The 20096-nt window shown below is 67.7% G+C and carries 21 protein-coding genes and 1 pseudogene; 8 read left to right on the forward strand and 14 right to left on the reverse strand.

Features of this window, described 5'->3' with window-relative positions; genetic code table 11:
• Positions 1 to 109 precede the first annotated feature (109 nt).
• Positions 110 to 526: pseudogene (locus BSY239_RS22910) on the forward strand (phosphatase PAP2 family protein); the annotation flags it as partial.
• Between the two features lie 144 nt (positions 527 to 670).
• On the opposite strand, the gene BSY239_RS19315 reads toward BSY239_RS22910, so the two are convergent.
• From BSY239_RS19315 to def, 4 genes are read right to left on the reverse strand one after another with little or no spacing between them, the layout of a single operon-like run.
• Complete coding sequence (locus tag BSY239_RS19315) at positions 671 to 1030, reverse strand: AzlD domain-containing protein (protein ID WP_069048233.1); 360 nt, start codon at positions 1028 to 1030, stop codon at positions 671 to 673.
• Positions 999 to 1742, reverse strand: a complete 744-nt coding sequence (locus BSY239_RS19320) for an AzlC family ABC transporter permease (RefSeq protein WP_069048234.1) — start codon at positions 1740 to 1742, stop codon at positions 999 to 1001. The genes BSY239_RS19315 and BSY239_RS19320 overlap by 32 nt, the downstream gene beginning before the upstream one ends.
• Positions 1742 to 2713 (reverse strand): methionyl-tRNA formyltransferase, encoded by a 972-nt coding sequence (fmt, locus tag BSY239_RS19325; protein ID WP_069048235.1) that lies wholly within the window; start codon positions 2711 to 2713, stop codon positions 1742 to 1744. Before fmt ends, BSY239_RS19320 begins: the two co-directional genes overlap by 1 nt.
• A gap of 28 nt (positions 2714 to 2741) precedes the next feature.
• Positions 2742 to 3263 carry a peptide deformylase gene (gene def, locus BSY239_RS19330; protein ID WP_069048236.1) on the reverse strand — a complete coding sequence of 174 codons (522 nt, stop codon included), beginning with the start codon at positions 3261 to 3263 and terminating at the stop codon, positions 2742 to 2744.
• A gap of 298 nt (positions 3264 to 3561) precedes the next feature.
• Here def and BSY239_RS19335 point away from each other — a divergent pair, with 298 nt between their 5' ends.
• Positions 3562 to 4812 carry a LysM peptidoglycan-binding domain-containing protein gene (locus BSY239_RS19335; RefSeq protein WP_083240076.1) on the forward strand — a complete coding sequence of 417 codons (1251 nt, stop codon included), beginning with the start codon at positions 3562 to 3564 and terminating at the stop codon, positions 4810 to 4812.
• Between the two features lie 5 nt (positions 4813 to 4817).
• On the forward strand, positions 4818 to 5921 hold the full coding sequence (gene dprA, locus BSY239_RS19340) for a DNA-processing protein DprA (protein WP_069048238.1): 1104 nt from the start codon (positions 4818 to 4820) through the stop codon (positions 5919 to 5921).
• Positions 5922 to 5924: 3 nt separating this feature from the next.
• Here the strand turns inward: dprA and BSY239_RS19345 are convergent, their stop codons facing one another.
• The 6 genes from BSY239_RS19345 to BSY239_RS19370 form a co-directional block, all read right to left on the reverse strand.
• Positions 5925 to 6563, reverse strand: a complete 639-nt coding sequence (locus BSY239_RS19345) for an MBL fold metallo-hydrolase (protein WP_069048239.1) — start codon at positions 6561 to 6563, stop codon at positions 5925 to 5927.
• A gap of 48 nt (positions 6564 to 6611) precedes the next feature.
• Positions 6612 to 8342, reverse strand: a complete 1731-nt coding sequence (locus tag BSY239_RS19350) for a SulP family inorganic anion transporter (RefSeq protein WP_069048240.1) — start codon at positions 8340 to 8342, stop codon at positions 6612 to 6614.
• Positions 8343 to 8352: 10 nt separating this feature from the next.
• On the reverse strand, positions 8353 to 8787 hold the full coding sequence (locus BSY239_RS19355) for a YeeE/YedE family protein (protein WP_069048241.1): 435 nt from the start codon (positions 8785 to 8787) through the stop codon (positions 8353 to 8355).
• Positions 8788 to 8798: 11 nt separating this feature from the next.
• The gene (locus BSY239_RS19360) at positions 8799 to 9236 is read right to left on the reverse strand and encodes a YeeE/YedE family protein (protein ID WP_069048242.1); all 438 of its coding nucleotides are present in this window, start codon (positions 9234 to 9236) and stop codon (positions 8799 to 8801) included.
• Complete coding sequence (locus BSY239_RS19365; protein ID WP_069048243.1) at positions 9233 to 9559, reverse strand: ArsR/SmtB family transcription factor; 327 nt, start codon at positions 9557 to 9559, stop codon at positions 9233 to 9235. Before BSY239_RS19365 ends, BSY239_RS19360 begins: the two co-directional genes overlap by 4 nt.
• Before the next feature lie 124 nt (positions 9560 to 9683).
• Positions 9684 to 10592, reverse strand: a complete 909-nt coding sequence (locus BSY239_RS19370) for an AraC family transcriptional regulator (RefSeq protein ID WP_069048244.1) — start codon at positions 10590 to 10592, stop codon at positions 9684 to 9686.
• 167 nt (positions 10593 to 10759) lie between these two features.
• On the opposite strand from BSY239_RS19370, the gene BSY239_RS19375 reads away from it, so the two are divergent.
• The 3 genes from BSY239_RS19375 to BSY239_RS19385 are packed head-to-tail and all read left to right on the forward strand — an operon-like array spanning position 10760 to position 14538.
• On the forward strand, positions 10760 to 11233 hold the full coding sequence (locus BSY239_RS19375; protein ID WP_069048245.1) for a (2Fe-2S)-binding protein: 474 nt from the start codon (positions 10760 to 10762) through the stop codon (positions 11231 to 11233).
• An 11-nt stretch (positions 11234 to 11244) separates the two neighbouring features.
• Positions 11245 to 13482, forward strand: coding sequence for a xanthine dehydrogenase family protein molybdopterin-binding subunit (locus BSY239_RS19380; protein WP_069048246.1), 2238 nt, complete (start codon positions 11245 to 11247; stop codon positions 13480 to 13482).
• Positions 13483 to 13491: 9 nt separating this feature from the next.
• A complete protein-coding gene (locus BSY239_RS19385; RefSeq protein ID WP_069048247.1) occupies positions 13492 to 14538 on the forward strand; it encodes an XdhC family protein in 1047 nt (348 codons plus the stop codon).
• Between the two features lie 3 nt (positions 14539 to 14541).
• Here BSY239_RS19385 and BSY239_RS19390 read toward each other — a convergent pair whose 3' ends face one another.
• Positions 14542 to 15333, reverse strand: coding sequence for an exodeoxyribonuclease III (locus BSY239_RS19390; protein ID WP_069048248.1), 792 nt, complete (start codon positions 15331 to 15333; stop codon positions 14542 to 14544).
• Positions 15334 to 15343: 10 nt separating this feature from the next.
• Between BSY239_RS19390 and pyrE the strand changes: the two genes are divergently transcribed.
• Together pyrE and BSY239_RS19400 are read left to right on the forward strand one after the other, a co-directional pair.
• Positions 15344 to 16060 (forward strand): orotate phosphoribosyltransferase, encoded by a 717-nt coding sequence (gene pyrE, locus BSY239_RS19395; RefSeq protein WP_069048249.1) that lies wholly within the window; start codon positions 15344 to 15346, stop codon positions 16058 to 16060.
• A gap of 10 nt (positions 16061 to 16070) precedes the next feature.
• A complete protein-coding gene (locus BSY239_RS19400) occupies positions 16071 to 16763 on the forward strand; it encodes a DUF4124 domain-containing protein (protein ID WP_069048250.1) in 693 nt (230 codons plus the stop codon).
• A gap of 27 nt (positions 16764 to 16790) precedes the next feature.
• Here BSY239_RS19400 and gatB read toward each other — a convergent pair whose 3' ends face one another.
• The 3 genes from gatB to gatC are packed head-to-tail and all read right to left on the reverse strand — an operon-like array spanning position 16791 to position 20037.
• The gene (gene gatB / locus BSY239_RS19405) at positions 16791 to 18248 is read right to left on the reverse strand and encodes an Asp-tRNA(Asn)/Glu-tRNA(Gln) amidotransferase subunit GatB (protein WP_069048251.1); all 1458 of its coding nucleotides are present in this window, start codon (positions 18246 to 18248) and stop codon (positions 16791 to 16793) included.
• 2 nt (positions 18249 to 18250) lie between these two features.
• Positions 18251 to 19741, reverse strand: a complete 1491-nt coding sequence (gene gatA / locus BSY239_RS19410; RefSeq protein ID WP_069048252.1) for an Asp-tRNA(Asn)/Glu-tRNA(Gln) amidotransferase subunit GatA — start codon at positions 19739 to 19741, stop codon at positions 18251 to 18253.
• The gene (gene gatC, locus BSY239_RS19415; RefSeq protein ID WP_069048253.1) at positions 19738 to 20037 is read right to left on the reverse strand and encodes an Asp-tRNA(Asn)/Glu-tRNA(Gln) amidotransferase subunit GatC; all 300 of its coding nucleotides are present in this window, start codon (positions 20035 to 20037) and stop codon (positions 19738 to 19740) included. Before gatC ends, gatA begins: the two co-directional genes overlap by 4 nt.
• Positions 20038 to 20096: the final 59 nt, after the last annotated feature.

Raw genomic sequence — 20096 nt, forward strand, 5'->3', positions numbered from 1 at the left:
ATCGGGCCTGGACACGGCCGTGATGCAGGCGATCGGATCGCCCCAGGGTTTTGCGCTGCGCGATGCCTGGCTGCTCTCGGCCGTGCTGCACGACGGCCTGCGCCACGCGATGACCGTCGCCTGGCTGTTGTTGATCGTCTGGTCCCTGTGGCCCGGGCTGCGCCTGCCCAGACGCGAGCGCTGGCTGGTGGTGGCGCTGGCGGGCCTGTCGCTGCTGGCGGTCAACCTGATCAAGAACGCCAGCCTGACCAGCTGCCCGTGGGACCTGCGGACGTTCGGCGGCAGCGCCGAACACGTGTCGCACTGGGCCCGGGGCCTGGTCGACGGCGGCCCCGGGCGGTGTTTTCCGGGCGGCCATGCGTCCAGCGGCTTCGCGTTCATGGCGCTGAGCCTGCCGTGGCTGCTGCCACCTGCTGCAGCACGCCGCCGGGTGGTCGGCCTGCGCTGGCTGGCCGCCGCGCTGTTCATCGGCTTGCTGGCGGGTGCGGTGCAGACCGTGCGCGGGGCACATTTTCCGAGCCACACGCTGTGGACCCTTCTGATCTGCGGCGGTGTGTCGTTGGTCGGCTGGTATGCGGCGGATACGATCCGCCGCCGGGCCGCCCCAAGGCGGATCAGCCCCCTCGGGGGGCAGCGACCCGCGCAACGGCGGAGCGTGGGGGCAAATGTTTCACCAGCCCAGGCCAAGGCGCAGCGGCAAGTACACCGCCATGCCGCACACGATGGTGCCCAGCACGCCGCGCTTCCAGAAGAACCAGGCCATGCCGGCGGCAGCGGCGTACAGGCGTGCGTCTTTCAAGGTGGTGATGAGCGCGCCCTGGCTCATCACGATCTCGGGCACCACCACCGCAGCCAGTGCCGCGATGGGCGCGTATTGCAGGCCGCGCTGCGCCCAGTGGGGCAGGCTCCAGGGCTTGCTGGAGATGAAGAAGAAGCCGCGCGTGATCACGGTGATGCAGCCCAGCAGCACGATGGTCAGCAACGTCCAGGGATCCACATCAAACACGTTGTGCTCCCTGGCCCGGCACATCGGGCCTGAGTTTTTCCAGCACCAGGCAGATGGCCACGGCACTGGCAATCGCCACCAGGATGTTGAGCTTGAGCGGCAGCGCCCAGGCCGCCACCGCCGCCGCACCCGCCACACCGGCCGAGACCATGCGCAGCTTCGACGAAGCGAGCGAACACAACACGCCCAGCAGCGCGAGGATGCCGGCAAAGCCCAGGCCCCAGGCCACGGGAATCACGTTGGTCAAGGCAATGCCGGCCAGGCTCGCACCCATCCACGCCACGTAGTTCACCGCGCAGTTGCCCATGAGGTAGGCCTGCTGCTGCGCCAGTTCTTCGGGGTTGGCACCGGGGTGTGGATAGCGACGCGCGAAAAACACATAGCTCAGATCGCCGGTGATGTAACCCTTGATCAACCGCTCGTGGCGCGGCAGGTGCACGAGGTAGGGCCGCAGGTGCGCGGAGAACACGACAAAACGCAGGTTCACGCAAAACGCCGCCGCCAGGATCACCCACAGTGGCGCGCCGGCGGCGATCATGGGCACGGCGGCCAACTGGGCGCTGCCGGCATAGACGATGAGCGTCATGAGCACAGCCTCCAGCGGCGACAGGCCCGACTGCACCATGGCCACACCGGTCATGAGGCCCCAGGCCCCGATGCCCATGGCCACCGACACCTGGTCGCGCACGCCTTCCCAGTATTCGGGGCGCTCCCGGTACTTGCGACGGTAAAACATCAGGCACCCGCCTTGGACGAGGGCTCCAGCACCTGCCCAGGCACCAGGGGGAAGCCGCGCAGGAAATCCGCCACCGGCAGGCGCTTGCCGCCCGCGCGTTGCAGTTCGGTGAGCACCAGCACGCCCTCGCCCGTGGCCACGCGGATGCCGTCGACGCCCACCGCCAACACCTCACCGGGCGTACCGCCCGCGGCGTCTTCGGCGTGGGCCGCCCAGACCTTGATGGCCTCGCCCGCCAGCGCGGTGGCCGCACCCGGAAACGGGTTGAATGCGCGCACCCGCCGTGCCAGCAGCCCGGCGGGTGCGGTCCAGTCCAGCGCCGCCTCGGCCTTGTCGATCTTGTGCGCGTAGGTCACGCCCTCGTCGGGCTGCTTCTGCGCGGTCAGGCCGCCGCAAGCAGCGATCTCCAGCGCTTCGACGATGAGGCGGCCTCCGAGCACGGCCAGGCGGTCGTGCAGGCTGCCGGTGGTGTCCTCTGCACGGATCGGCAGGCGTTCGGTGAGCAACATGTCGCCGGTGTCCAGCCCCGCGTCCATCTGCATGATGGTGACACCAGTCTGGGTGTCACCCGCTTCGATGGCGCGGTGAATGGGCGCGGCGCCGCGCCAGCGCGGGAGCAATGAAGCATGAATGTTCAAACAGCCGAGACGGGGCACGTCCAACACCCACTGCGGCAGGATCAGCCCGTAAGCGGCCACCACCATCACATCGGCCTGCGCCGCTTCAATGGCGTCGCGCGCAGCCGCCGCCTCGTCGGGGTACTTGCCGTCCAGACGCAGGCTGCGCGGTTGCGCCACGGTGATGTGGTGCTGCAGCGCGAGCTGCTTCACCGGCGAGGCCTGCAGCTTCATGCCGCGGCCGGCCGGGCGGTCGGGCTGGGTGAGCACCAGCGGCACCTGGAAACCGGCGGCCAGCAAACGGGCCAGCGCCACGCTGGCGAATTCCGGCGTGCCGGCAAAGATGAGTTTCATGGGCGAAGGTCGAGACCGAACAAAGGCCTCAAGCCTTCATGGCCTCCCGCTGGGCCTTGACCATCTTGGACTTGATGCGCGTGCGCTTGAGCGGCGAGAGGTATTCCACGAACACCTTGCCCATCAGGTGGTCCATCTCGTGCTGGATGCACACGGCCAGCATGCCCTCGGCCTCGATCGTGCGCTCGACGCCGGTCAGGTCCTGTGCGCGCACGCGCACCGCCAGTGAACGCTCCACACCGTCGTAAATGCCGGGCACCGAGAGGCAGCCCTCTTCGCCCTTGCGTGTCTCGGGGCTGGCCCATTCGATCACCGGGTTGACCAGCACCATGGGCTGGTCCCGCGTCTCGCTCACGTCGATCACGATCAGGCGCTCGTGCACATCCACCTGGGTGGCGGCCAGACCGATGCCGTGTGCGTCGTACATGGTGTCCAGCATCTGCTGGCTCAGCGCGCGGATGCGCTCGTCCACCGCTTTCACCGGACGGGCCACGGTGTGCAAACGGGGATCGGGATAACAAAGGATGGTCAGCAGTGACGGCGGATTCATGGAAAAAGCGGGCGATCGGGGGCCTGGGAAAGAACTGTCCAATGTACCCGGGCGACGGCTGGCGGCAAGCCGGGGACGAGCGGAATGTGCTGTCGCCATTTTCGCCACTTTTGCCACGGCGCGTGAAAGGCCCCTGCCATAAACATTGCCTAATCAAAGGCTTGGGCGCAAAATCAAATGCGATTTGTCAAGACACGAGCGCCACCCGGGGGGCAGCTGTCGTTTCCCGGAAACGTTCCAGAAATGTTCCAGGAAATGCCCGCTGACAACCGGCCATCGCCGCCCCAGGGGCCACCACATGCCATTGAAAAAACGCTTGCTTGCCGATGTCCAGTTCACGCGCCCCACGAGCCCGCTTCGGCCGGTGGTTTGCGCGGTCGCCCTGATCGCTGCCGCCTTTGCGGGCACCGTCTCGGCACAAAACTTCCCCATCACCTCCGGCCAGCGCGCCACCGCCAACCAGGTGGCGCAGACGGGTGTGCCGCTCTCCGAGCTGGCGCCCAATGCGCCCGACAGCTACACCATCAAGAGCGGAGACACCTTGTGGGCGATCTCCGGCATCTTCCTCAAGACGCCGTGGCGCTGGCCCGAGCTCTGGGGCATGAACCTGGACGACATCAAGAACCCGCACCGCATCTACCCGGGGCAGGTGCTGTACCTCGACAAATCCAACGGCCGCGGCCGCCTGACCACACGTGCACCGGGCAGCGGCGACACCGAGACCGTGCGTGTCTCGCCGCGCACCCGCTACGAAAGCCTGGGCGACACGGCGATTCCGCCGGTCAACCTGCAAGCGATCGAATCGTTCCTGACCGAGCCGCTGATCGTCGACGAAGCCACCTTCTCGCGCGCACCCCGCATCGTGGCCACGCAGGAAAACCGCGTGTTGCTCAGCCGCGGCGACCGCGCCTATGCCCGCGCCCAATACATCGACGGGCCACAAGGTGAACCGCTCTCGGTGATCGACGGCAAGTCCACGCAATACCGCGTCTTCCGCAACGCCACACCCCTGCGCGACCCCACCACCAACCAGATCCTGGGATACGAAGCCCAGTACGTGGGCAAGGCGAGCGTGGTCACGAGCGAATCCACCCGCAACGCGGTCGGCCCCAACGGCCAGACCGTGACCGAGCTGGTGCCCGCATCGATCGACATCGTGGCGGCGAAAGAGGAAATGCGCATCGGCGACCGGCTGCTGCCCGAGCCGCCGCGCGAGCTCACCAACTTCGTGCCGCGTGCGCCGCAAGGCATCCACACCGGCCAGATCGTCTCGGTGTACGGCAACGCGGTGAACTTCGCCGGTCAGAACCAGGTGGTCACGATCAACCGCGGCACCGAACACGGCATCGAGCGTGGTCATGTGCTGGCACTGCAGCGCGAGAGCAACCTGGTGACCGACAGCACCGACACCGCGCGGCCCCAGCTGCGCCTGCCGGGTGAGCGCAACGGTCTCATGATGGTCTTCCGCACCTTCGACAAGGTGTCTTACGCCCTGGTGCTGCAGATCACCGACGGCGTCAAGGTCGGCGACCGCTTCGTCAATCCATAACGGCGATGCAGCGGCAGGAGCTGGCCGCCTGGGTGCGGCTGCTGCTCACGCCGGGCGTGGGCAAGGAAACCGCCCGCAAGTTGCTGGCCGCCTTCGGCCTGCCTGAAGCCATCTTTGCGCAGCCACTGGCCGCCCTGCAAACCGTGGTGGGGCAGGCAACGGCATTGGCCCTGCAAGAGGTTCCCGACGATCTGGACGTCCGGGTTGAGCAGGTGTTCAGCTGGTTGGCCGAGGGCACCCAACGGCATGTGCTGACCCTGGCCGACCCGCGCTTTCCGCCCGACCTGCTGCAGATGGCCGATCCGCCGGTGCTGCTGTACGTCATGGGCGATCTGGAGGTGCTCTCTCACCCGCGCCGCCTGGCCATGGTGGGCAGCCGCAACCCCACACCTCAAGGCGAAGCCAACGCACATCAGTTCGCCCGAGCGCTCGGCCAAGCGGGCGTGTGTGTCGTGTCGGGTCTGGCGCTGGGTGTCGATGGTGCGGCCCACACCGGCGCACTGGAAGGCGGCGCGCCCACCATCGCGGTGGTGGGCACCGGACTGGACCGCGTCTACCCCCGGCGCCACCTCTCGCTGGCGCACCGCATCGTCGCGCACGGCGCCATCGTCAGCGAATACCCGCTCGGCACGCCGCCGCTGCCGGCCAATTTTCCGCAACGCAACCGCCTGATCGCCGGCCTGTCGCAAGGCACGCTGGTGGTCGAAGCCACGCTGCAGTCGGGCTCGCTCATCACGGCGCGGATGGCGGCCGAACAGGGACGCGAAGTGTTCGCGATTCCAGGTTCGATCCACGCACCGCAGTCGCGCGGCTGCCATGCGCTGATCCGCCAGGGCGCCAAGCTGGTCGAGTCCGCGCAAGACATTCTGGAAGACCTGCGCATCGTCGAGCCCCGCACACCCGACACCCCTGGAGAAGCGGTCTTTGAAGGCGAAGAGGCAGACCAGCTGCTGAAAGCCATGGGCTTCGAGCCCGTCAGCCTGGATGCCTTGCAAGCCCGCACCGGCCTGGACACCGCCCACCTGCAGGCCCGCCTGCTCGAACTGGAGCTGGACGGCTCGGTGGGTCGCCTGCCCGGCGGCTTGTTCCAGCGCCTGGGTCAGGCCTGAACCTCAGGCGTCCCGCACGTGCGGGTTGTGCCGACGCTCGGCGCCGAAACTGCTCTCGGGCCCGTGCCCTGGAATGAACACCGTGTCATCGCCCATGGGCCACAGGCGTTCCTTGATGCTGCCGATCAATTGCGCGTGGTTGCCCTGCGGGAAATCGGTGCGGCCGATGCTGCCGGCAAACAGCACGTCCCCCACAAACGCACGCTTCGCCTCGGCCGAGTGAAACACCACGTGCCCGGGGGTGTGGCCCGGGCAGTGGCGCACCTGCAGCACGCTGTTGCCGATCTGCACCGTGTCGCCATCGGCCAGCCAGCGCGTGGGCGTGAACGCGCGCGCGGGCGGAAAACCGAACATGGCGCCCTGTTGCGGCAGCCCGGTGATCCAGAACTGGTCGCCCGGGTGCGGGCCGATGATGGGCAGGCCGAGCTGCTCGGCCAGGTCGGCCGTGCCGCCCGCGTGGTCGATGTGCGCGTGGGTGAGCCAGATCGCCTTGAGCTGCACGCCCAGGCGTTGCACCTCGGTCAACAGGCGATCGAGGTCACCACCCGGATCGATGACGGCGGCGTCTTTCGTTTCATCGCACCAGACGATGGAACAGTTCTGGGCAAAGGCGGTGACGGGAACGGTGAGGTAGCGCAGCATGGAAACGGGTCTCGGGCGGGTGGCAACAGCGCCCAAGGTTAGCCGCTGTCAGGCCATCTCTGGCGCGAGCTGACGCATCGCCTGGTGGTGCGTCAGGAACACCTCGCCGCCGAGGTCGTGCAGGAAGTGGGTGTCCTTCAGGCGGTCCATCACCGGGCCCTTGACCTCACTCAGGTGCAGGCGCACACCGGCATCGCGGAGGCGGTGATTGATGGTCTCGAGGCTCTCCAGCGCGCTGGCGTCGATGTCGTTGATGGCCGAGCACTGCAGCACCACATGTTGGAGCGCGGGGCGCGAGGCCACGGCGTCGTTGATGCGGTCTTCGAGCGCGCGCGAGTTGGCGAAGTACAGGCTCTCGTCCACGCGCAGACCCAGCACCTGCGGGCTCACCGCCACCGCGTGGCGCAGCACGTTGCGGAAGTGTTCGGTGCCCGGCACCCGCCCGACTTCGGCGATGTGCGGTCGGCTGGTGCGGTGCAGGTACAGCGCCAGCGACACCGCCACCCCCACCACCAGACCGAGCTCCACGCCCTGCAGCAGCGTGACCAGCAGGGTGGCCAGCACCGCCACGAAGTCGGCCTTGGAATAGGCCCAGGTCTTGCGGAAGATGCCGAAGTCCACCAGCGAGAGCACGGCGACCACGATGGTGGCGGCCAGCGTGGCCTGCGGCAGGTAGTACAGCGCGGGCGTGAGGAACAGCGAGGCCAGCGTGATGCCGATCGCGGTGAACACACCGGCCGCGGGCGTCTGGGCGCCGGCGTCGAAATTGACCACCGAACGTGCAAACCCCCCGGTGACCGGGAAACCGCCGGTGAAGGCCGCGCCCAGGTTGCTGGCGCCCAACGCCACCAGTTCCTGGTCGGGCTCGATGCGCTGGCGGCGCTTGGCCGCGAGCGTCTGCCCGACCGAGACCGACTCCACAAACCCCACCACGCTGATGAGCAGCGCGGGCACCAGCAGCGCTTGCCACAAGCCCAGGTCGAACAGGGGCAAGGTCAATGGCGGCAGGCCTTGCGGCACCGTGCCCACGATCTTCACGCCCTGGCCCTGCCACTGCAGGGCCCAGGTGAGCCCCGCCGTCACCACGATGGCCGCCACCGGCCCGGTCTTGGCGATCACGTCGGCCGCGCGGGCTTGAAGCCCAAGCCGCACGAGCAGGGGCTTGAGGCCGCTGCGCACCCAGAACAGAAACGCCACGGTGGCCACACCGATGCCCAGTGTGAGCAGGTGGGTGCGGCCCAGCTGAGCCATCAGCGACTGACCGAGTTCGAGCAGGTTGTGGCCTTCTGCCTTCACGCCCATCAGGGTCTTGAGCTGGCTCGCGGCAATCAGCAACCCCGAGGCCGAGATGAATCCCGAGATGACCGGGTGGCTCAAGAAGTTGGCGAGAAAACCCAGCCGCAACACACCCATGAGCAGCAACAAGGCGCCCGAGAGAAAGGCCAGCGTGATCGCCACCGCCCAGTATTCGGGCGTACCGGCCACAGCGTGCTGCCCGATCGCGGCGGCCGTCATGAGCGAGACCACCGCCACCGGCCCCACGGCGAGCACGCGGCTGGTGCCGAACACGGCGTAGAGCAGCAGCGGCGCCACGCTGGCGTACAGGCCCACCTCGGGCGGCAGGCCAGCGAGCATGGCGTAGGCCAGGCTCTGCGGAATCAGCATGACGGTGACGATGAGTGCGGCCACGCCGTCGCCGAGCAGCGTGTCGCGGTTGTACTGGCGGCCCCACTGCAGCACGGGCAGCAAGGGCAGCCATTGACGCAAGAGGGCAGTCATGGGGGTGTTGTCAATGCGTGGCTTGCGGGCGGTGCAAGCTGCGCTCGGCCAGCTCGTACAGCGCCATGCCCACGACCATGGCCGCCACGAACACCGCGGCCTTCACCTCACCCGAGGCCATGGACACGATGCCCGGGCCCGGGCAGAAACCCGCCAGGCCCCAGCCGGCGCCAAAGGTCAGGCCGCCGAGCACCAGGCGCTTGTCGATCTGGGTGGATTTGGGCAAGTGCAAGGCGCCCCCCAGGAAGTTGGTGGTGCGCTTGCGGGCCAGGGCAAAGGCGAAGAAGCCCACGGCGATGGCGCCGCCCATGACGAAGGCCAGCGACGGGTCCCAGGTGCCGAACAGGTCCAGGAAGCCCAGCACCTTGGCCGGGTCGGTCATGCCGGAGAGCAACAGGCCCAGGCCAAAGAGCAGGCCGACGAAAAATTCGGTGATGCGGTGCATGTGGATGCTCCTCAAAGAACGTGGCGAACCACGAAGACCATGGCAAAGCCCGCGCCCATGAAGGCCAACGTGGCCACCAGGGAGCGCGGCGACAGGCGCGAGAGGCCACACACGCCGTGGCCACTGGTGCAGCCAGAGCCGTAGCGCGTGCCCAGCCCGACCAGCAAACCGGCGGCCACGATGGTGGCAAAGCCCGCGTCGATGGTGGGCGCCTTGACGAAGCCGGCCGGTGCGAGCAGGCCATAAACTAGCGGCGCGGCCAGCATGCCCAGCAGGAAGGCGATGCGCCAACCGGCGTCGCCCGACTTCGGCGCGAGCAGGCCGCCCAGGATGCCGCTGATGCCCAGCACCCGGCCGTTGACCAGGATGAAGAACGCCGAGGCCACGCCCAGCAGAATGCCGCCGGACAACGAAGCCCAGGGGGTGAAGTGGGTCCAGTCGATGGTCATGATTTTTTCCTTGGTGTGCCGCAAAACTGGGCGTACAGAACCTGCATCACGGCCAGCGCGCGCGGGCTGTCGAGCAGGTAATAGATGTTCTTGCCGTCGCGGCGCGTGCTCACCAGCGCTTCTTCGCGCAGCACGGTCAGCTGTTGCGACAGCGTGGGCTGCACGATGCCGAGCAGCTCCTCCAGCTCGCCCACGCGGTGTTCGCCCTGCGAGAGCTGGCACAGGATGAGCAGGCGGTCCGGGTTGGACAGGACTTTCATGAGCCGACAGGCATCGGCCGCAGCGGCCTGCATGTCTTCAAGGTCGAGGGTTGCGTTTTTCATCGCGGGGTTTCTCCAGTTCGTCAATGCCGCACAGTCTATTGAATAACAATCTATCTGTCAATAGATTGTTAGACCTTTGCGGGGAACCGGTCGATGACCGCCAGGCCGCCCCCGACGGGCGCCTTCAGTGCGCGGCGGTGCCGGCGCTCTCGGTGGGCGGGTGCCGCATGCGCTTGATGTCGCGCTGCGGCGGCGCGCCGAACAGGCGGCTGTAGTCGCGGCTGAACTGCGATGCGCTCTCGTAACCCACGCGCGCCGCCGTGCTGCCCGCGTCCAGCGCCTGGTGGAGCATGAGGTGGCGCGCCTGCTGCAGCCGCAGATGTTTCTGGTATTGCAGCGGACTCATGCCGGTGAAGTGGCGAAAGTGCAACCGGAAGGTGGACGGGCTCATGTGCACACGCGCGGCGAGTTCGTCCATCAGCACGTCGTGCACGTAGTTCTGCGTGAGCCAGGCCATGGCCTGGGCGATCTGGTGGCTGGGCGAACCCGCCGACACCAGCTGGCGCAGGTAGGGCCCGTGCGGACCGGACAGCAGCCGCACCATGATCTCCTGCTGGATCAGCGGCGCCAGGCTCGCCACCAGCGCGGGCTCGTCCAGCAGCCGCACGAGGCGGATGGCGGCGTCGAGCAAAGACGCGTCCAGTGTGGTCAGCGATATGGCGCGCGGCGCTTCTTCGCGCGGCACGGGCGGCAGCTCCATCTCCGCCGCCTGCTGCATCAGGGCGCGCGCGTCCAGCGCGAGGAACAGGCACATGAACGGCCGTGCCGCGTCGGCCCGCGTGACGTGCGCCACCACGGGCAGGTCGGCGGTGATCAACAACGACTGGCCCATGCCGTAGTCCAGCACCTGTTCGCCCACGGTGACCTGTTTGCCGCCCTGCGCCACCACGGCCAGGCCCAGGCCGTAGATGCAGGGCATGGGATCGGTCTTGCCGCTGCGCCGGTGCAGCGAGAGCTGCGGGATGGCGGTGCTGTGGTCGCCATCGATTCGGGCAATCCGGCCGATGTCGTGGGCGAGGCGTTCAATGGACATGCCCGACTGTAAAGCCGGTGAATTCGGGCTCAACCCCTCAATTCGGAAAAACATCGGAAAAGGCAAAACAAGCGTCAAAAACGGCAAACGCTTTCGACGCCTGGCCCCGACACTTCCCGTCACCGATCCCTTGCAGATCCCCGCCCACCCCACGGAGAACCGATCCCATGAACACCCTCAACGTCAACGGCAAAAACCACACGGTCGACGTCGACCCCGGCACCCCCATCCTCTGGGCCCTGCGCGACACGCTGGGCATGACGGGCACCAAGTTCGGCTGTGGTGCGGCACTGTGTGGCGCCTGCACCGTGCATCTGGACGGCCAGGCCATCCGCTCCTGCATCACACCGATTGCAGCGGCCGAAGGCAAGAAGATCACCACCATCGAAGCGGCCACCAACGGCAGCGACCGCGTGGGCGCGGCCGTGCACAAGGCCTGGGTGCTGCACGACGTGGCGCAGTGCGGCTACTGCCAGAGCGGTCAGATCATGAGCGCCACGGCCTTCCTCAAATCCCTGCCCAAGGGCAAACAACCCACCCCTGCCGAGATCGACTCGGCCATGGCCGGCAACGTGTGCCGCTGCGGCACCTACGCCCGCATCCGCGCCGCCGTGACCGACGCCGCCAAAGCCATCGCCTGAAGGAACCCACCATGCTGAACCACATCGATCCCGCCGAACTGCCGCGCGCCCTGCAACACATGCTCGACCGCGAGCAGGCCCGCGAACCCGCCACCCTGCCACGCCGCAGCTTCCTGAAAGTGGTGGGCGCCGGCGGCTTTGCGCTCGGCACCTTCCCGCACCTGGCGTCCGCACAAACCGCCCCGGCGGCCGCCGGCCTCAAGCCCACGGAACAACCGCTGGCCTTCGTGCAGATCGCGCCCGACGGCTGGGTCACGGTCACCATCAACCGGCTCGAGTTCGGCCAGGGCGTGCAGACCGGCCTGCCCATGATCCTGGCCGAGGAGCTGGACGCCGACTGGTCCAAGGTGCGCAGCCAGCACGGCAACGCCGACGCGGCCTACCTGGACCCGCTGTACGGCATCCACCTCACCGGCGGCTCCACCGCCATCAAGCACAGCTACACGCAGTACCGCGAACTCGGCGCACGCGCCCGCGCCATGCTGCTGTCGGCGGCGGCCGCGCGCTGGAACGTGGACGTGTCCACTCTGCGCACGCAAGCCGGCACCGTGATCGGCCCCGGCGGGCGCAAGGCCGGCTACGGCGAACTCGCCCAGGCCGCCATGGCGTTGCCCGTGCCCGAGAAGGTCGTGCTCAAGGACCCGAAAGATTTCCGCATCATCGGCAAGCCCACCTCGCGCTTGGACGCGCGCGCCAAGAGCAGCGGGCAGCAGGACTTCGGCATCGACGTGCGCCGCCCCGGCCAGCTCACCGCGCTGGTGGCGCACCCGCCGGTGTTTGGCTCGAAAGTGAAGACCCTGGACGACAGCGCGGCGCGCGCCGTCAAGGGCGTGAAGGCGGTGCTGCGTGTGCCGCTGGACCGCGGCGCCGAGGGCGTGGTGGTGATCGCCGACGGCTACTGGCCCGCCAAACAAGGGCGCGACGCGCTCCAGCTGACCTGGGACGACTCGGCGGTGGAGAAGGTCGACAGCGCGCGGCAGCGGGTGCAGTACCGCGAGCTGGCCAAACAATCCGGCCCGCGCGCGTTCGACGCCGACATGGCGCCGCTGGCCAACGCGCCGCGCACGATCGAGGCCGAGTTCGTCTTCCCCTACCTGGCGCACGCTCCCATGGAGCCATTGAACTGCACGGTGCAGCTGTCTGAGGGCCGCGCCGAGCTGTGGGTGGGCACCCAGTTCCCGGGCGTGGATTCGGCGGCGGCGGCTCGCGTGCTGGGGCTCAAGCCCGAGCAGGTCAAGATGAATGTGCAGATGGCCGGTGGCGGCTTCGGCCGGCGCGGCCTGCCCAGCAGCGACTATGTGGTGGAAGCCTGCGAGATCGCCAAGGCCGCGCGCGCGGCCGGCATCAACGCCCCAGTGCGCATGGTCTGGAGCCGCGAGGACGACATCAAGGGCGGCTACTACCGTCCCATGCACCTGCACACCGCACGCATCGGCTTCGACGAGCGTGGCAACGTGCTGGCCTGGGACCACGTGCTGGTCGGCCAGTCCATCGTCTCGGGCACCTTCTTTGAAGGCGGCATGGTGAAGAACGGCATCGACGCCACCGCGGTGGAAGGCATGCGCGAACCCTACGGCCTGCCCATGCGCCTCACCGTGCACCACCCCAAGGTCAACGTGCCGGTGCTGTGGTGGCGCAGCGTGGGCTCCACCCACACCGCCTTCGTCATGGAGACGCTGCTCGACGACATCGCGCGCGCCACGAAACAGGACCCGGTGGCCTACCGCATGCGCCTGTTTGGCGACAAGCACCCGCGCCACCGCGCCGCGCTGCAGCTCGCCGTGGACCAGAGCGGCTACGGCAAGAAACAGCTGCCCGCCGGGCGCGCCTGGGGCGTGGCGGTGCACGAGTCGTTCAGCTCGGTCGTGGCCTACGTGGTCGAGGCCTCGGTGAAAGACGGCAGCCCGGTGCTGCACCGCGCCACCGCCGGCGTGCACTGCAACCTGGCCGTGAACCCGAAGAGCGTGGAAACGCAGGTGCAGGGCGCGGCCGTCATGGGCCTGTCGATGTGCCTGCCCGGCTCGGCCATCACGCTCAAAGACGGCGTGGTCGAGCAGAGCAACTTCGGCGACTTCACCGTGGCGCGCATCACCGACATGCCCGAAATCAACGTGCACGTCGTGCCCAGCGCCGATCCGCCCACCGGCATCGGTGAACCCGGTCTGCCACCGCTGGCGCCCGCGTTTGCCAACGCCATCGCGCAGCTCACCGGCAAGCCGATGCGCGAGCTGCCGTTCAAGCTGGCCTGAGGCCGCGCCGTGGAAGACCTCGACACCCGCGTGCTGCGCACTGCGGTGGGCTGGCACACCGCCGGCCTGCCGGTGGTGCTGGTGACGGTGGCGCGCACCTGGGGCTCGTCGCCCCGACCGCCGGGCTCGCTCATGGCCATCAACGGCCGGGGTGAGACGGTGGGCTCGGTCTCGGGCGGCTGCATCGAAGACGACCTGATCCACCGCATCCGCGAAGGCGGTGTGCAGGCGGCCTGCGCCACCGACACGCCGGCTGTGCTGCGCTTCGGCATCTCGGCGGACGAGGCACACCGCTTCGGCCTGCCGTGTGGCGGCACGGTGGAGCTGGTGCTGGAGCCCGTGTCGGCGCGCAGCCGCCTGGACGAATTGCTGAAAGCCTGCCTGGCGCGACGCAGCACCGAGCGCGTGCTGAACCTGACCACGGGCGAGGTGACGTTGAGCGAAGGCAGTCGCGACGGCCTGCCGCGTCTCGACGAGCAGCACCTCACCACCCACCTCGGGCCGCAGGCGCGGCTGATCGTCATCGGCGCGGGCGACCTCTCGCGTTTTCTGTGCCAGATGGCGCTGGGCCTGGGCTTCGAGGTCATCGTGTGCGACCCGCGCGAAGAGAGCCGCGCCAGCTGGCAGCTCGACGGCGTGGTGCTCAGCCACGAAATGCCGGACGACCTGATCCTGCGCCTGAAGCCCGATGCACGCACCGCCGTGGTGGCCGTGACGCACGACCCCAAGCTCGACGACCTGGCGCTGATCGACGCACTGCAGTCCGACGCCTTCTACGTGGGCGCCATCGGCTCGCGGCGCCACAGCGAACTGCGCAAGACGCGGCTGCACGAACACTTCGACTTGTCGCACGACACGCTGAATGCGCTGCACGGACCGGCCGGCCTCTACATCGGCAGCAAGACCCCGGCCGAGATCGCGCTCTCGATCATGGCGGAGGTGGTGGCGGCAAAGAACGGCGTGGGCGCGGCCACCGTGGTGCCCGTGGCGGCGGGCAAGGCCCGGGTCGATCAGCCGGGGCGCGAAGCGTTCACGGCACCGGTCTGCGCAGTCTGAGGGTCACAGGCTCAGGTCGTACCCGATCGTGATCGGCGCGTGGTCGCTGAACTTCACGTCCTTGTAGATGTGTTCCGTGCGCGCCAGCGCCGCCAGCGCCGGCGTGGCCAGGTGGTAATCCAGCCGCCAGCCCACGTTGTTTGCATAGGCCTGGCCGCGGTTGCTCCACCACGTGTAGCAGGCATCGGTGGTGTCGGGCTGCAGACGGCGGTACACGTCGACCAGGCCGCCGTCGGTGAGCAGCGAGGTCATCCAGGCGCGCTCTTCGGGCAGGAAGCCGCTGTTCTTCTGGTTGCTGCGCCAGTTCTTCAGGTCGGCCTGCTGGTGGGCGATGTTCACGTCGCCGCACAGGATGAATTCGCGCTCGCCCTTGAGCGCCATCAGGTGCGGGTGGAAGGCCGCCAGAAAGCGGTATTTGGCCTCCTGGCGTTCGGGGCCGGATGAACCGCTGGGAAAGTAGGCGCTGATCAGCGAGAGCTTGCGGCTCGGTGTGTCGAAGCGCAGTTCGGTGTAACGACCTTCGGCGTCGAACTCCTCGCAACGGAAGCCGGTGACCACGTCGCTGGGCTCGTGCCGGGTGTACACGCCCACGCCCGAGTAGCCCTTTTTCTGCGCAAAGTGGAAGTGGCCGCGCAGACCGGCGAGGTGCTCGAAACGGCCGGCCACGTCCAGCTCCTGCGCCTTGACCTCCTGCACACAAATACAATCCGGCTGGTGCGCGGTGAGCCAAGTCTCCAGGCCTTTGGTGGTGGCGGAGCGGATGCCGTTGAGGTTGAGGCTGGTCAGTTTGAACAAGGAAACCCCGATGGTGTTGGATACAGGCGCGGCCCATGCGGGCGCCCCGGACGCTGCGCTGGCGCAGGAATTCGTGCAATTTTGTGTGGATGCCGGCGTGCTGCGCTTCGGCGAATTCAAGACCAAGGCGGGGCGACTATCGCCCTACTTTTTCAACGCCGGCCTGTTCGACGATGGCGCCAAGCTCGCGCGGCTCGCGCAATTCTATGCAAAGGCCCTGATCGCCAGCGGCGTCGAGTTCGACATGATCTTCGGCCCGGCCTACAAAGGCATCCCGCTGGGCGCCGCGCTCGCCATCGAGCTCTCGCGCCTGGGCCTGAACGTGCCCTTTGCCTACAACCGCAAGGAGGCCAAGGACCACGGCGAGGGCGGCACGCTGGTGGGTGCGCCCTTGCAGGGCCGGGTGCTGATCGTGGACGACGTGATGTCCGCCGGCACCGCCGCGCGCGAGTCCATCGCCCTGATCCGCGCTGCCGGCGCCACGCCACACGCGGTGGCGATCGCACTCGATCGCCAGGAGAAGGCCACCGAGACCGGCCCGGACGGCTCGGTTCGAGACGTGGATCACAGTGCGGTGCAATATGTGCAGCAACAGCTCGGTCTGCAAGTTTGTGCAATTGCCACCTTGGCGGATTTGCTGCAGTATCTGAACGTTCACACCGGGGGGGAGCTCGATGCGCACCGCCAGCGGGTGCAGGCCTACCGCCTGCGCTACGGTGTGAACTGACACCCACACCATGAACCCTGCCCGCTCCTTGACCTCTTTTCTGCCGAGCGCCCAGCGGCTGGGCGTTTGCGCGCTGGCGGCCAGCGCGCTCTGGGGGGCAACAGCCGGTGCACAGACCCAGGGCATCTACACCTGTGTCGACAGCAAAGGCCGGCGCATCACCTCCGACCGCCCGATCGTGGAATGCCTGGACCGCGAGCAGCACAAACTGGGCAACACCGGCATCGTGCGCCAGGTGGTGCCACCCAGCTACACCGCCGACGAGCGCGCCAAGCTGGAAAACAAACAACGCGCCGAAAACGAGATCAAGGCCCGCGCCGCCGAAGAGAAACGCCGCGAGCGAGCCCTGCTGATCCGCTACCCCAACCAGGCGGTGCACGACAAGGAGCGCGCCGAAGCCCTGGCGCAGATCGACGATGTGATCGCGGCCGTGAACAAGCGTGAAACGGCGCTGGTGCAGCAGCGCAAAGAGGTCGACGCGGAGATGGAGTTCTACCAGTCAGACCCGAGCAAGGCGCCGTTCTGGCTGCGCCGCAAGCTCGAAGACAGCGAGAAGCAGATGGTGGTGCAGAAGCGTTTTCTGGAAGAACAGGCCCAGGAAAAGCTGCGCATCAACCAGCGCTTTGACGAAGAGCTGGGCAAGCTGCGGCAGCTGTGGTCGCCCTCGACGGCGGCGAACAACGCAGCCACGCTCAAGCGTTGAACCCCGCCGCCTCCCGCGGCGACTCCCTCACTGAAGTTTCTGGCGCAGCACGTCGTTGACCTGCTGCGGGTTGGCCTTGCCCTTGCTGGCCTTCATGACCTGACCCACCAGCGCGTTGAAGGCCTTTTCCTTGCCGGCGCGGAACTGGGCCACGTTCTCGGCGTTGGCGGCCATCACCTCGTCGATGATCTTTTCCAGCGCGCCGGTGTCGTTCATCTGCTTGAGGCCTTTGGCTTCGATGACGGCGTCCACGTCGCTGCCATCACCGGTCCACAGGGCGTCGAACACCTGCTTGGCGGCGTTGTTGCTGATGGTTCCGTCGGCGATGCGCCCGATGAGCGCGGCCAGTTGCGCGGCGGTCACGGGCACCGCAGCCATGTCCCCCTCGTCGGCGTTGAGCCGGCGCGAGACCTCGCCCATGATCCAGTTGCTCACCAGCTTCGCCTGCCCACTGGCTTTCGCGGCCATCTCGAAGTAGGCCGCCATGGCCGGGCTCTGCGTGAGCGTGGTGGCGTCGTACTCGGGCAGGCCGTAGTCGCGCACCAAGCGCTCGGCCATCTGGCGCGGCAGCTCGGGCATGGCGGCGCGCACCTGCTCCACCCAGTCGCGCGCAACCACCAGCGGCGGCAGGTCCGGGTCGGGGAAGTAACGGTAGTCGGCCGCGTCTTCCTTGGTGCGCATGGCGCGCGTCTCACCCGTGTCGGGGTCGAACAGCACCGTGGCCTGCTGGATCGTGCGGCCATCCTCGATCTCCTCGATCTGCCAGCGCACTTCATAGTCGATCGCCTGCTGCATGAACTTGAACGAGTTCAGGTTCTTGATCTCGCGGCGCGTGCCCAGGAGTTCGCCGGGCTTGCGCACCGACACGTTGGCGTCGCAGCGGAACGAGCCTTCCTGCATGTTGCCGTCGCAGATGCCGATCCAGGTGACGATCTTGTGCAGCTCTTTCGCGTAGGCCACAGCCTCGGCGCTGGAACGCATGTCGGGCTCGGTCACGATCTCCAGCAGCGGCGTGCCGGCGCGGTTGAGGTCGATGCCGCTCTGGCCGATGAAGTCCTCGTGCAGCGACTTGCCAGCGTCTTCTTCGAGGTGCGCGCGCACCAGACGCACGGTCTTCTTTTCATCGCCGAGGAAGAACGACACCTCGCCACCCTGCACCACCGGAATCTCGAACTGGCTGATCTGGTAGCCCTTGGGCAGGTCGGGGTAGAAGTAGTTCTTGCGCGCAAACACGCTCTGTTCGGCGATGTGTGAACCCAGCGCCAGCCCCAGGCGGATGGCGAGTTCCACCGCGCCCTGGTTCATCACCGGCAGCGTGCCCGGCAAGGCCAGGTCCACCGCGCAAGCCTGCGTGTTGGGCTCGGCACCGAACGCCGTGGGTGCGCGGCTGAAAATCTTGGACTGTGTGGCGAGCTGGGCGTGGGTCTCGAAGCCGATGACGACCTCGTAGCCTTGAACCAGCAGGGATTTTGTTGTGTTGCTCATGATCAGAATCCCGAGGGCGAACGCGCATGCCAGTCGGTGGCCTGCTGGAAAGCGTGCGCGGCGTGCAGCAACTCGCCCTCCTTGAAATAGTTGCCCACGAGCTGCAGGCCCACCGGCATGCCACCGGCGCCAAAACCCGCCGGCACGCTCATGCCGGGCAAACCGGCCAGGCTGGTGGAGAGGGTGTAGATGTCGGCCAGGTAGTTGGCCATCGGGTCGTCGCTCTTCTCGCCGATCTTCCAGGCGACGGTGGGCGCCACGGGGCCGGCAATCAGGTCGCAGCGCTCGAAGGCGGATTGAAAGTCCTGCGCGATCAGGCGGCGGATCTGCTGGGCCTTGAGGTAGTAGGCGTCGTAGTAGCCGTGGCTCAGCACGTAGGTACCGATCATGATGCGGCGCTGCACCTCGGGGCCAAAAGCCTCGCTGCGCGACTTTTTGTACATGTCGAGCAGGTCGTCGTATTTCGCGGCGCGGTGACCGAACTTCACGCCGTCGAAACGGCTCAGGTTGCTCGACGCTTCGGCGGGCGCAATGATGTAGTAAACGGGGATGGAAAGTTCGGTGCGGGGCAGCGAGATGTCGACCAGCGTGGCGCCCAGCTTTTCATATTCGGCCAGTGCGGCGCGCACGGCGGCCAGCACGTCGGGCGCACATCCTGCACCAAAAAACTCGGCGGGCAGACCGATGCGCAGGCCCTTGAGTGGTTGGGCGGCCGTGGCACCTTCACGCGGGCGCGTGATGGCCGCGCTGTAGTCCTCGGCCGGGTGGTCCAGGCTGGTGGAGTCGCGGTCGATGTCGGGGCCGGCCATAGCGGTCAGCAGAGCCGCGCAGTCGGCCGCGCTGCGCGCCATGGGGCCGGCCTGGTCGAGGCTGGAGGCAAACGCCACCATGCCGTAACGCGAGCAGCGCCCGTAGGTGGGCTTGATGCCGGTGATGCCGGTGAAGCTGGCGGGCTGGCGGATGGAGCCGCCGGTGTCGGTGCCGGTGGCGGCCGGGATCAGGCGCGCGGCCACGGCCGTGGCCGAACCGCCCGAAGAACCGCCAGGCACGCGCGTGGCATCCCAGGGGTTGTGCACCGGCCCGAAGGCCGAGTTGTCGTTGCCCGAGCCCATGGCGAATTCGTCGCAGTTGAGCTTGCCCAGCGACACGGCGCCCTGCGCGCCCAGGCGTTGCACGACGGTGGCGTCGAACGGGCTCTGGTAGCCAGCAAGCATCTTGGAGCCAGCGGTGGTGGGGAAGTCTTTTGTGACGAAGATGTCCTTGTGCGCCAGCGGCACGCCCAGCAGTGGCGTTCGTTCGCCAGCCGCGACGCGCGCGTCGGCCGCCCGGGCCTGGGCCAGCGTGGCGTCTTCGTTGAAGGCGAGGTAAGCACCCAGGGATGCAAACTGCTTTGCGCGGGCCAGCAAATGCTGCGAAGCTTCAACGCTGCTGGTCTGCTTCTCTGCAATGGCGGTGGCGAGCTCCAGCACGCCCATGTCGTGGATGGCCTTCATTCGATCACCTTGGGCACGAGGAACAGGCCACGTTCGACGGCGGGCGCGCTTTTCTGGTTGGCTTCGCGGTTGTTGGGCTCACTCGCCACGTCGGGGCGCAGGCGCAGCGACACATGGTCGATCACGGCCGTGGGGTGGGCCAGCGGCTCCACGCCGGTGGTCTCGACCGCGTTCATCTGCTCCACGGTGTCGAAGAAGCCGTTGAGCTGGGTCAGCATGCGTTCGCTTTGCGGCTCGGTGAGCTCCAGCCGCGCCAGGTTGGCAATGCGGCCGATGTCGGACAGGGTCAGGGACATGTCGAGGTGGTTCCGGAAGTTGGGATCTGCGGTGCCCCCAAGAGCGGTCGAAGGCGCTG

Origin of the sequence: Hydrogenophaga sp. RAC07 (assembly GCF_001713375.1) — a bacterium.
Classification (GTDB): domain Bacteria; phylum Pseudomonadota; class Gammaproteobacteria; order Burkholderiales; family Burkholderiaceae_C; genus Hydrogenophaga.